General features: G+C 58.4%; 9 protein-coding genes and 1 pseudogene. 2 read left to right on the top strand and 8 right to left on the bottom strand.

The annotated features are described in order from the left end of the window. Positions 1 to 31: 31 nt before the first annotated feature. Positions 32 to 586 carry a GNAT family N-acetyltransferase gene (locus tag KB890_RS22580; RefSeq protein WP_002912829.1) on the top strand — a complete coding sequence of 185 codons (555 nt, stop codon included), beginning with the start codon at positions 32 to 34 and terminating at the stop codon, positions 584 to 586. Positions 587 to 808: 222 nt separating this feature from the next. Here the strand turns inward: KB890_RS22580 and pbpG are convergent, their stop codons facing one another. Both pbpG and KB890_RS22570 read right to left on the bottom strand, forming a co-directional pair. Next, positions 809 to 1,759 (bottom strand): D-alanyl-D-alanine endopeptidase, encoded by a 951-nt coding sequence (gene pbpG, locus KB890_RS22575; protein ID WP_004180615.1) that lies wholly within the window; start codon positions 1,757 to 1,759, stop codon positions 809 to 811. 188 nt (positions 1,760 to 1,947) lie between these two features. Further along, complete coding sequence (locus tag KB890_RS22570) at positions 1,948 to 2,535, bottom strand: Yip1 family protein (protein ID WP_002912831.1); 588 nt, start codon at positions 2,533 to 2,535, stop codon at positions 1,948 to 1,950. A 154-nt stretch (positions 2,536 to 2,689) separates the two neighbouring features. Here KB890_RS22570 and KB890_RS22565 point away from each other — a divergent pair, with 154 nt between their 5' ends. Next, the gene (locus KB890_RS22565) at positions 2,690 to 3,259 is read left to right on the top strand and encodes a DedA family protein (RefSeq protein ID WP_009307418.1); all 570 of its coding nucleotides are present in this window, start codon (positions 2,690 to 2,692) and stop codon (positions 3,257 to 3,259) included. A 33-nt stretch (positions 3,260 to 3,292) separates the two neighbouring features. On the opposite strand, the gene mdtQ is transcribed toward KB890_RS22565, so the two are convergent. The 6 genes and pseudogenes from mdtQ to dusC all read right to left on the bottom strand — a co-directional run bounded on the left by mdtQ (position 3,293) and on the right by dusC (position 12,061). After that, complete coding sequence (gene mdtQ, locus KB890_RS22560; protein ID WP_009307417.1) at positions 3,293 to 4,732, bottom strand: multidrug resistance outer membrane protein MdtQ; 1,440 nt, start codon at positions 4,730 to 4,732, stop codon at positions 3,293 to 3,295. A gap of 271 nt (positions 4,733 to 5,003) precedes the next feature. Then, on the bottom strand, positions 5,004 to 6,398 hold the full coding sequence (locus KB890_RS22555; RefSeq protein WP_022631304.1) for a glycoside hydrolase family 1 protein: 1,395 nt from the start codon (positions 6,396 to 6,398) through the stop codon (positions 5,004 to 5,006). A 15-nt stretch (positions 6,399 to 6,413) separates the two neighbouring features. After that, positions 6,414 to 8,388 (bottom strand): annotated as a pseudogene (bglF, locus tag KB890_RS22550) (PTS beta-glucoside transporter subunit IIABC). A gap of 30 nt (positions 8,389 to 8,418) precedes the next feature. Beyond that, complete coding sequence (bglG, locus tag KB890_RS22545) at positions 8,419 to 9,252, bottom strand: transcriptional antiterminator BglG (RefSeq protein ID WP_002912842.1); 834 nt, start codon at positions 9,250 to 9,252, stop codon at positions 8,419 to 8,421. 155 nt (positions 9,253 to 9,407) lie between these two features. Next, positions 9,408 to 10,772: a carbohydrate porin gene (locus KB890_RS22540; protein ID WP_004189044.1), complete on the bottom strand. Its 1,365-nt coding sequence runs from the start codon at positions 10,770 to 10,772 to the stop codon at positions 9,408 to 9,410. A 356-nt stretch (positions 10,773 to 11,128) separates the two neighbouring features. Continuing rightward, complete coding sequence (gene dusC, locus KB890_RS22535; protein WP_002912862.1) at positions 11,129 to 12,061, bottom strand: tRNA dihydrouridine(16) synthase DusC; 933 nt, start codon at positions 12,059 to 12,061, stop codon at positions 11,129 to 11,131. Positions 12,062 to 12,292 lie beyond the last annotated feature (231 nt).

The raw sequence follows: 12,292 nt of genomic DNA, 5'->3' as shown, positions 1-12,292 counted from the left end.
ATGTTTCTCCGGCAGATTCAGGAGCGCCGCCATGCCCGCAGAGGCCCCGTTACTCGACAGTGATTTAGAAATTCGCGAAGCGCTGCCCGACGATGCGCACGCCATCGCCGCGCTGTATGTCTGGCACGTACTTAATGGCCGCGCCTCCTTCGAAGAGATCCCCCCCACCGTTGACGAAATGCGTAAACGGATCCAGACCGTGCGCGACAACGGGCTGCCGTGGCTGGTAGCGCTGTGGCGCGGGGCTATCGTCGGCTACTGCTATGCCACCTTCTATCGCCCGCGTCCGGCCTATCGCTACACCCTCGAGGAATCGATATACGTGGAATCCGGAATGGGCGGACGCGGCATCGGCAGCGCGCTGCTGTCCAGGCTAATCGCTGAGTGCGAAAAAGGCCCGTGGCGGCAGATGCTGGCGATCATCGGCGATGGCCATAACAATGCCGGCTCGCTGGCGATCCATAAAAAGTTCGGCTTTACCGTGGCGGGTCAGCTGCGCAGCGTCGGCTACAAGATGGGCGACTGGCGGGATACGTTGATTATGCAGCGCGCGCTGGGTGACGGCGACTGGACGCTACCGGAGTGATATCCGGCGCCAAATCCCCGGCTCGCGGCGTAAACGCCTTAGCCGGGCTACCGTTCAGCGCGGTTCCGGAGAGGCGTCAGCCGCCATCCTGCACAAACACCGGCACTCGGCCTGATTGCCCGGCGGCGCTGCGCTTGCCGGGCCTACGAAAGGGGCGAACCCGGCGCCAAATCACGTAGCCCGGATAAGGCGCAATGCGCCGCCATCCGTGAGACATGCAGATTAATCGTTCTGCGCGGTCTGCGCGCCGCCTTTCAGCATCGCCTCCGCCATCTGCGCTTCGCGCTGCTTTTTATAGCTCAGCGCCGAGGCGGGTACCGGCATTACCTTCCCGGTTTCAATCCAGGTCCGCAAGCGGCTGGCGTCAGCGAAGTGGGTATATTTGCCGAAGGCATCCATCACCACCAGCGCCACCGGACGTTGGTTAATCACCGTGCGCATAATCAGGCAGTGGCCGGCAGCGTTGGTGAAGCCGGTTTTGGTCAGCTGAATGTTCCAGTTATCGCGATACACCAGATGGTTGGTGTTGCGGAACGGCAGGCTGTAGGCCGGATGGGCGAAGGTGGCGGTCTCTTCTTTGGTGGTGCTCAGCTGGCCGATCAGCGGATACTGCTCGCTGGCGATCAGCAGTTTGGTCAGATCGCGGGCGGTGGATACGTTATGCACCGACAGGCCGGTGGGCTCCACGTAGCGGGTATGGGTCATGCCCAGCGCCTGGGCTTTGGCGTTCATCGCGCGAATAAAAGCGTCGTAGCCGCCCGGATAGTGATGCGCCAGGCTGGCGGCCGCGCGGTTCTCGGAAGACATCAGCGCCAGCAGCAGCATATCGCGGCGACTAATCTGGCTGTTGAGGCGCACGCGGGAGTAGATCCCCTTCATTTCCGGCGTATGGCTGATATCCACCGTCAGCATCTCATCCAGCGGCAGATGGGCATCGAGCACCACCATGGCGGTCATCACTTTGGTGATCGACGCCATCGGGCGCACCAGATCCGGCTGGCTGGCATAAATGATTTTTTTCGTGGCCAGATCGACGATCATGGCGCTGCCGGAGGCAATTTCCGGCTGCGAGGCGGTCACCGCCGTCGGGGTTTTTGCTAACGCCTGGGGCGCAAAAGGCACAGCCAGCAGCAAGGTCAGGCTGAGCAAAGAGACTCGAAATTTCGGCATCATGGGCATTCTGAAAAGTATTTTTGCACGTTATGGAACGTACGCCGCGAGGTTAAGTGGGCAACTTCGCTGGCAAACGCCATCATACCGCGCCGTAAGGCCCTGTGCCTAATAAGAATCGTGAAGAAATGCTGCATTGCCGACATAAAATACATATTTGCCGGCAATGCATATTTACCCGTGTCGCCCGATCAGAAGAGTCGGTAGCCATACCCCCAGAGCACCACGGTGATGGCCAGCAGCACTTCCAGCACCAGTACCCCAATAGCTAGCGTCGAGCTGGCAAAGCTTAACCCCTCTTCCCGATTAATGCTCAGGAAGGTCGGAATGCCGAGATACAGCAGATACCCGGTATAGAACAGCGCAATAGTACCGACCAGCGCGCACAGCCAGACCAGCGGATAGAGCGCCACAATCCCGCTCAGAAACAGCGGGGTGGCGACGTAGCCGGCAAACACCATGCAGCGTTTCAGGGAAGGCTGCTGCGGATACTGCCTCGCCATCCACCAGATGACCCGCCCCATGATCGCCACCCCGGCGAGCATCACGGCGTAAAACAGCACCGCCAGCGCCAGTCCGGTCAGCATCGACAGTTTAATCACGGTGCCATCGCCGAAGTTCCAGCCCAGCTGCGTGGTGCCGATAAAGGCGCAGATTACCGGAACCGCCGCCATCAGCAGCACATGATGCGTATAGTGATGAGAAATGGTTTCATTCTCGCTCTTAATCACGCTCATTTCCCGGTTGGGATGAGCGAAGAGCCCCCAGACATGGTTCATAGCGTCCCCCTTGTCACGGCTTCGTACTGCACTGATCCAAGTATAATTCACCCTGTAGATTATTTTATGTACAGCACAGAAAATTCTGCGTCGCCGCGTTTTGGTCAGCAGGGTGTATGATTAAGAGGTGATGAGGTAAGGAGAAAAGCTTTTTATGGATATCAATCACCTGATTTCCCAGTATGGCTACGCGGCGCTGATCGTCGGCAGCATGGCGGAAGGTGAGACCATTACCCTGCTGGGCGGCGTCGCGGCGCATCAGGGGCTACTGAAATTTCCCCTGGTGGTGATCGCCGTCGCCCTCGGCGGGATGATTGGCGATCAGCTGCTCTATCTGGTCGGTCGCCGCTTCGGGGGACGCATCCTGCGCCGTTTCGCCAGTCAGAAAGCGCGGATCCGTAAAGCGCAGCGTATGATCCAGCTCCGGCCGTGGCTGTTTGTCATCGGCACCCGCTTTATGTATGGCTTCCGGGTAATCGGCCCCCTGCTGATCGGCGCCAGCCGCCTGCCGCCGCGCATTTTCCTGCCGCTGAATATTGTCGGAGCGCTGGTGTGGGCCCTGCTGTTTACCACCATTGGCTATCTCGGCGGCGAGGTGGTTGGCCCGTGGCTGCACCATCTGGATGCCCATCTGAAGCACTGGATCTGGCTGATCCTCGCGGTGGTGGTGGTGGTGGCCGCCCACTGGTGGCTCAGGCGGCGCGAGAGTAAGAAGAAAGACTAAGCGGCGCACCCGCGGGCGCACCGTGGTTGGCGGTTACTTCACCGTCTGGTGGTAGCCGCCGCCGAGGGCCGAGGTCAGCTGAATGCTAGCGTCAATCCACTGGCCGTGCAGGCGCAATGCGGTGATCCGTTCCTGCAGCGCCGGGAGCTTCGCCATACTGACTCTGGAGCCAGGTAAGATCCCTGCCGCCATTCGGGCCTGCGCCAGATCCACTACCCGCTGAGCGTCTTTTTCAACCTGCTGCTGCTGCTGGCTTTTGGCCATTAATGTTTCGACCTGGCTGGCGGTTTTCGCCACCTGGTTAACGGCATCCACCACCGCTTTGTTGTACTGGGCGATCGACAGGCTATTCTGCGCGCTGGCGATATCCAGGTTGGCGTTAAGGCGGCCGCTGTCAAAGATCGGCAGCGTCAACCCGGCAGTAACGCCCATCTGCTGCGCCGAATGGCGGAAAAGATCGCTTAAGTGCAGGGCATCCTGCTGCAGGAACGCCATCAGATTGATGTCCGGATAAAACGCCGCTTTCGCCGCGTCCACTTCGCTCAGGGACGCCTCAATATACCAGTGGGCGACCTGCAGATCCGGGCGGCGCGCCAGCAGCTCATAGCCGAGGGTATCTGGCAGCTGCGCGCTGACCGTTGGCAGGCTGGCGGGTTTGAGGTTTAGCGACTGGCTCTGGCTGTTGGTCAGGGCCATCAGCCGCGCTTCAATCTCTTTCATCGTGCCCGTCACGTCCGCCAGCTGCTGGTCGGTTTTGCTGACGTTAATATCGTTCTCCGCCCCTTCGGCGGAGTTAGTGATCCCGCGCTGATACAGGGCCTTGTCGACCGTCACGATATTATTTTGCTCGTTTTTCACCTGCTGCAGCACCGCTTTGATCGCCGCTTCCGTCTGCCACTGCCAGTACAGACGCGCCACGCTGCCGGAGAGCAGCTCACGGGTCTGGGCCTGTTCAGCAACCTGGGCTTTCAGCTCGCCGATACGCGCTTTCACCAGCGCACGGTTTTTGCCCCACAGATCGAGATCCCAACCGGCGGTCAGGCCAAAGGTACCGTTGGTGTACCACGGGCCGGTATTGCCGTCGGTGTCGGTAGCAAACGGTCCCATCAGGCCTTCGGCCGACATGCGCTGGCGTTCAATATCGGCGGAGAAATCCATCTCCGGGCCAAGATTCGCCTGCGACATTCGCGCCTGCGCTTCGGCAAGCCTGATGCGCTGTTCGGCAATCTGCATATCCGGCGCGTTGGCCAACGCTCGCTGAATCAGATTATTAAGCTGTGGGTCATGGTAATTTTTCCACCAGTCAGTCTGCGGCCAGCCATTTTTCACGGCGGCAGGGAGATCCATGGAAACATGGGAGGCTGGAATTTGCTGCTGCGGCGGATTAGCAACCTCATGAGATGGCGCGCAGCCAGCCAGCGCGATGGCCAGGGGCAATGCCGCCAGCACGCTTTTATTTAATATCAATTTCATTGGACAGGTCAGATAACTTAATCAGGTTGGTTATCATAAGTTAATTGAATTAAACGCGTTTAGTAAAGCGTGTGACTAAATTATTAGTTTGCTAAAAATAAACAACCTTATCAATTCAGGGGGTGAATATGAGCAGACATCTTTTAACGAGCCGCACCTCTTTACCACCCTACTCGATCTGGATGAAGAGAAAGAACGTCCGATGACCTTTTTACTGCGCGCGCGTAAACCGGGCTAACCCCCCGCCCGGCGATGGCCGGGCGGGCATTCTTTAGGCTTTCAGGCTGGCGCCGCGGCTGGCAATCACCTCTTTATACCAGCTAAAGCTCTTCTTCTTACTGCGCGCCAGGGTGCCGGTACCGTCATCATGGCGGTCGACATAGATAAAGCCGTAGCGCTTCGACAGCTCCGCCTTTGAGGCGCTCACCAGGTCAATCGGTCCCCAGCTGGTAAAGCCCATCAGCTCAACGCCATCGTCAATGGCTTCCCGCGCCTGCACCAGGTGGTCGTTCAGGTAACTGATGCGGTAGTCATCGTTAATGCTGCCGTCGGCTTCCACCTTATCTTTGGCGCCCAGACCGTTTTCCACGATAAACAGCGGCTTCTGGTAGCGATCCCACAGCACGTTCAGCAGCGTGCGCAGGCCCAGCGGGTCTATCTGCCAGCCCCACTCCGAGCTCGCCAGGTGCGGGTTCGGCACCATGCTGAGAATATTGCCGCGCGCCTGCTGGTTCAGCGCCTCGTCGGCGGTGACGCAGCCGGTCATGTAGTAGCTGAAGGAGATAAAGTCGACGGTGGTTTTTAGCGCTTCACGATCGGCGTCGGTGATGGTGAGCGCGATGCCGTTGTCACGGAAATAGCGCTGCATATAGCCCGGGTACGCGCCGCGCGCCTGTACGTCGCCGAAGAACTGCCAGCTGCGGTTCTCCTGCAGCGTCTCGAACACATCCTCCGGTTTGCAGCTCAGGGGATACATCAGCCCGCCGAGCAGCATATTGCCGATTTTGCCCTCAGGCACCAGCTCATGACAGGCTTTGACCGCCAGCGCGCTGGCCACCAGCTGGTGGTGAATCGCCTGATACACCTCGCCTTTGCTGCTGCCGGCCGGCAGGCCGACGCCGGTCATCGGGGCATGTAGCGACATATTGATTTCGTTAAAGGTCAGCCACAGTTTGACCTTATTTTTATAGCGGCTGAACACCGTCCGGGCGTAGCGCTCAAAGAAGCCAATCACCTCCCGGCTGCCCCAGCCGCCGTAGTTTTTTACCAGCGCCCATGGCATTTCATAATGCGACAGCGTCACCAGCGGGGTGATGTTGTGCTTGGCCATCTCGTCGAACAGCTTGTCGTAGAACGCGAGGCCGGCTTCGTTCGGCTCGGCGTCGTCGCCGTTGGGGTAGATGCGGGTCCAGGCGATAGAGACTCGCAGGCAGTTAAAACCCATCTCGGCAAACAGGGCGATATCTTCCGGATAGCGATGGTAAAAATCGATCGCCACATCTTTTATGCCGCTGTCGCCGGGTACGCGCTCGACCACTTCGCCGAAAACGCCGTGCGGCTGCACATCGGAGGTGGATAAGCCTTTGCCATCTTCCAGATAAGCACCTTCCACCTGATTGGCCGCGGTCGCGCCGCCCCATAAAAAATCCGTCGGGAATGTTTTCATCTTTTTCTCCTGTGATTAATGGCTGACTGACAACAGCGGCTGACCGGCTTCGACGGTGCTGGACGCCACCGTATCAATCTCCCGGTAGTCGTCGCTGTTGCTGATAATGATCGGGGTCGCCAGGTCGTAGCCGGCGTCCAGAATCGCCTGGCGATCAAACTCAATCAGCAGATCGCCGGCCTGTACCCTGTCGCCCTCTTTCACATGCGCGGTAAAGGGCACGCCGTCGAGTTTGACCGTGTCGATGCCGACGTGGATCAGCAGCTCAATGCCGCTGTCGCTTTGCAGGCCGATGGCGTGTTTAGTCTGAAACAGGGAGGCCACTTCGCCCGGGAACGGGGCAATCACTTGGCCCACCGCCGGGATAATGGCGACCCCTTTACCCAGCAGGCCGCTGGCGAAGGTGCTATCCGGCACCTGCTCGAGGGCGATAACGCTGCCGCTCATCGGCGCCAGAATATCGTTTGCCGAGACCGGGGCTACCGTCACGGCGCCTGGTGCGGCGCTACCGCGCGGCAGGCCGGCGAAGAAGGTCAGCACGCAGGCGAGCACGAAAGCCACGCCGGTGCCGATAAGCCCGCCCCAGACGCTGGCGTCAATCCCGCCGGGCGGGATCATTTGCGCCGGGAAAAAGATGTTTGGCAGGCCAAACGAGTAGGCATAACTGTTGCTAAAGGCAGTGATCGCCCCGCCAATCGCCCCGGCGACACAGCCGAAGATAAACGGACGGCGCAGCGGCAGGGTCAGGCCATAGATAGCCGGCTCGGTGATGCCGAACAGCCCGGCGGAGAAGGCGGAACCGGCCAGCACCCGCTGGCGCGCATCGCGGGTGGCGAGGAAAATACCGAGCACGGCGCCCACCTGGGCAATCACCGCCGGAAGAATAATCGGCAGCATGGAGTCGTGACCAAGCACCGTCATGTTGTTGATCATCAACGGCACCAGCCCCCAGTGCAGGCCGAAAATAACGCACACCTGCCACATGGCGCCCAGTACCGCGCCCGCCAGCCATGGGGCAAACGCATAAATGAACTGGTAGCCGTTGGCCAGCAGATGGCTCAGCCAGGTGGCGACCGGGCCAATCACCAGGAAGGTGAGCGGGACCACCACCGCCAGGCAGATCGCCGGGCTGAAGAAGTTTTTCATCGATGACGGCAACAGCGCATTGCTCTTGCGCTCCAGCCAGCAGGAGACCCATGAGGCGAGAATAATCGGGATCACTGATGAGCTGTAGTTGATAAAGGTCACCGGAATGCCGAGAAAGTGCTCCACCGCCGCGCCCGGCGCCTGGCTGGCCTCAAAGGCCTGAATCATCAGCGGGTGGGTTAACGCCCCGCCAATCACCATCGAGATAAACGGGTTGCCGCCAAACTTCTTCCCGGCGGTATAGCCAAGAAACAGCGGGAAGAAAAAGAACAGCGCGTCGCTGGCGGCAAACCAGATTTTATAAGTCCCCTGCTCCGGCGTAAGCCAGCCGCAGGTCACCGCCAGCGCCAGCAGGCCTTTCAGCAGACCGGTTGCCGCCATCACGCCGATAAACGGTGTAAAGATGCCGGAGATGATGTCGATAAGCTGGCTTAACACCGATCCTTTGGCCGCTTTTTCCTCGGCAACCGGTTCGCTGTCATCGCTTAACCCCGCCTCCTGGCGCACCGCCAGCCAGACGTCGTGAACGTGGTTGCCAATCACCACCTGAAACTGGCCGCCGCTCTCCACCACCATAATCACGCCCGGATTGGCCTTCAGCCCTTCGGCATCGGCTTTGCCGTTATCCTTCAGTTTAAAACGCAGACGTGTCGCACAGTGAACCAGACTCACAATGTTCTCTTTGCCGCCGACGCGGTTGAGAATATCCTGCGCGAGTGCTTTATATTCCATGCTCTTTTCCTTACTGCCGCTGCCCGCAGACAACCGGCGACTGAGTAGTAAAAAATAAAAAAACCCGAGAACCACGCCGGTGGGCGTCGCGCTCAGGTTTTGCCTGCATCATGCAGTAACAATCCAGTTTTGTTGGGGAGAATTAACGCCCCTCTTTTCTTACCCGTTCGATATGAATGGCAAGAAACATAATTTCTTCGGTGGTCAGCGACCGCTGATACTGCTTTTGCAGATGCGTCGCCACCGTTTCCGCACACTTCCACGCTTTGGCGTAGTTATCTTTCACCGCGCTGTGCAGCGAGACGTCGTCATCTTCCACCACCGTGCGCGTCAGCATCCGCTGGGCGAAAAACTTCAGGTGGGTGACGAAACGCTGATAGCTCAGCGACTCTTCATCGTAGTTAAGCTGCAGCTGATACTTCACCAGCTGCAGGATCTCCTGCATCACCCGGGTCACGTGCATGACCTCCGGCATTTCGCTGTTGAGCTGCGCCGTCACCAGATGCAGGGCGATAAATCCGGCTTCGTCCTCCGCCAGCTCCACGCCGAGCCTTTTGGCAATGATGGCCCTTGCCTCCTGGCCCAGCGCGAACTCCTTCGGATACAGCCGCTTAATCTCCCACAGCAGCACGTTACGCAGTGCGATGCCCTTTTTCTGCCGCTCGATAGCAAAATGACAGTGATCCGTTAACGTGATGTACAAACTTTCCTGTAACTTGCCCAGCCGTCCGCGTGCCAGGTCGATAATGCGATCGCAGGTGGTCATCACTTCTAACGGTATTTGACTGAGCAGCTCGCCTAAGCGGCCGACCAGCTCATCGCTTTGTAAGGCGAAAACTTTTTCAATTTTACTGTCGTCCAGCACGTCGCCCGGGCGTTTCTGAAAGGCCAGCCCTCGCCCCATCACCACCTGTTCGCGCCGGTGCTCGTCGAGAACCACCACCACATTGTTATTGAGTACTTTGGCGATTTGCATATAGACCCCAGAAACAAAAAAACCTGACCCCCGACGAAACGCCAGGTGATCAGGTTTTGCCTGCCGCAGCAGTTGCAATCCAACACCCGCACTGTAACAACTTCTGCTGCGCGCTCAACCTGACAAGTGAAAAAACGTGATTAAGATCGCGACTATCAGAAGGTCACGACGGTTTTCCACTCCACTACCCACGCATCCTGGGTCTGCGCGACGCCGCCCGGACGGTGCCAGTACTGCAGGCCCGGCTGCAGCTCCAGCCAGGAGACCGGGCGGAAGCGATAATAGAGCTCACCGTTCAGCGAATGACCGGCCACCGGCTGGTAAGCCGGATCGTTATAGTCGGTGGCGCCGCTTATCTGATTCATATAGCGCTGATTACGTGCGTAGTGGCTGCTCATGTCGATCCACGTCAGGCCGAAGCCAATCCAGTCCTCCGGGCGGGCGTCAAACAGACCGCGGTAGCGCATGGAGGCGGCGACGGCGGAGTGGATATAGTTGCTGCGCTGGTCGCTGAGGCTGCCGCTCAGTGAGACGCTCATCCCCCGCAGCGGGTCGTCGGCGTGGCGGGTGATCTGCTGGTTCAGGCCGGCGTACATAAACCAGGTGCTATCGTGCTCGGCGTAACCTTGCGGATCGGTCGCCCCGGCGCCGCCGGATTTACCGCTGTAGAGGTCGCTCTGCGGCGCGTTAGTCCAGACCACGCCAAGGTTATAGGCTCCCGGCAGGCCATTAATCAGCGGACGGGTTTCGATCTCCATCGGCAGTAAGATGCCTTTGCTACCCTTCGTCGACCAGCTCCACGCGTGGCTGCGCGCGGTAGCCTGCGGGTTTTGCTCCATCACCCCGCCTTTCAGGGTGACCGTCGGCGTCAGCTTGTACTCCAGGGTGGTGCCCCAGGTATGAATGTTCCAGTTATTCCAGGTCAGCGAGTTGGCCGATTTCCCACCGCACTGGGTCAGCAGCTGAAAATCGCAGGGTATGATCTGGTCGAAGGTTTGCACCTTGTTCATCATGCCGATGCGCCAGGTCAGGCGGCGGTCGTCAAAGCTGCGGGCAAAGGTGAGCCAGCCAAGGCGGGTAATCGACCCGCCGCCCCAGCTCTCCTGCGATAGATCGTTGAAACTCACCCGCGGATCCTGCAGCCGTTTCGTGGTGAGATTATCATCGTGGTTGCGGTTGACGATATTGCCCTCAAGCCGCGCGTCCGGTATGCCGGTCCAGCGCTCCAGATCCTGGGTAAAGGTCAATGACACCTGGTCAATATAGGCCAGATGTTTATCATGGTTATAGCCGCCGCCGGCGTTGTAGGCCATCTCGTTAAGATAGCCGAGATTATAATGAAAGCCGTTTTCTTCAAGGATCGGACGAATGCCTAGCATATCGCCCAGCAGCCCTTGCTGCCCGGCTTCAAACCCCAGCGCGCTGCCGTTCCACGCCGGGATGTCCGCGGCGCTCACGGCAGGCGCCATGGCCGCCAGCATAGCGCCGATCAAAAGCTGATTTATTTTTTTGTTATGCATTGTGATATCCACCGTGACTGAATAAAAACAAAGGGGATCCCCAGGCTATTTATTTACCCGTTTTCTTTTTTTAAAAATGAATGGCAAAAAGCGTCCGTCGGTAATAAAACCGCGACAATGCCAGAGAAATCGTTATTCACATCTCATTGTTTTACATCATCATTTTACCCACCCTGAATTTTTACCAAAAAAAAACCTAAGCACTTTGCGCCACGAATAACGAAAGTGCTTAGGTTTTGCCTGAGTTCAGTAGCAATCCTGAATTGATTGACCGCACATTATCACTTTATTCAACCCATGCCTATCATCAATAGGCATGCAAGTAATAATATGTGAAGCGAATAACAGTATGGCGGTTAATAGCGGCCGATCGCCGCCGCTATTTCAGCAGACGTTTGCAGGGCGCGAATTTCATTAAACAGGGTCAGCGCCTCGGTATATTCCTTGCGTAAATAGCCTAACCACTGCTTAATTCTCGCCACATGATACAGACCGGTATCACCCTGCTTTTCCAGGCGGGTATATTTTTGCAACAGCTGGACCACCTGCGGCCACGGCATGCGCGGTTCATTGTATTTGATCACCCGGCTGAGGTTCGGCACATTGAGCGCCCCGCGGCCAATCATCACCGAATCGCAGCCGGTGACAGCCATACAATCCTGGGCGCTTTGCCAGTCCCAGATTTCACCGTTGGCGACCACCGGGATAGTCAGGCGCTGGCGGATCTCGCCGATCGCCTGCCAGTTGATGCGTTCGGCTTTGTAGCCATCTTCTTTGGTACGGCCGTGAACCACCAGTTCGCTGGCCCCCGCCTGCTGCACCGCGTCGGCGATTTCAAAGCGCCGTTCACCGCTGTCCCAGCCAAGACGAACTTTCACCGTCACCGGCAGATGCTCGGGAACCGCCTCTCGCATGGCTTTCGCGCCGCGATAGATCAACTCTGGATCTTTCAGCAGCGTTGCCCCGCCGCCGCTGCCGTTTACCAGCTTCGACGGACAGCCGCAGTTTAAATCCACCCCCCATGAACCCAGCGCCACCGCGCGGGCGGCATTTTCCGCCAGCCACTCGGGATATTGTCCCAGCAGCTGGACGCGTACGCGGGTGCCGGACGGCGTGCGGCTCTGGTGATGCAGTTCCGGGCATAGCCTGTAGAACGATTTTACCGGCAGCAGTTGATCCACCACGCGCAGAAATTCGGTGATGCAGAGATCGTAATCGTTAACCTCGGTCAGCAGCTCGCGCACCAGCGAATCGAGCACGCCTTCCATCGGCGCCAGTAGAACACGCATATCGTTACCCGGAAAAAAAAGAGGCGCTATGGTAGCGCCTCCGGGCGCTGGTTGAAAGCGCTCAATGCGTCGGACCAGACGCACGCCGTTCCCCGCACGCTCGATGCGGCAAAGCGGCGAGATAATCTCTATGCTTTACAGAGGTCTGTGGCGTCCCATTCGCCTTTATTTGCCGCGCCTCATCCAGCAAGGTAGCGTGGGGAGCGATCCCGCCTGAGCCGCAAGGTGTCG

This window comes from Klebsiella sp. P1954 (assembly GCF_018199955.1).
Taxonomy (GTDB): domain Bacteria; phylum Pseudomonadota; class Gammaproteobacteria; order Enterobacterales; family Enterobacteriaceae; genus Klebsiella; species Klebsiella pneumoniae.
The sequence above is the reverse complement of the archived record's forward strand: the minus strand, read 5'-3'. Positions and strand labels throughout refer to the sequence as shown.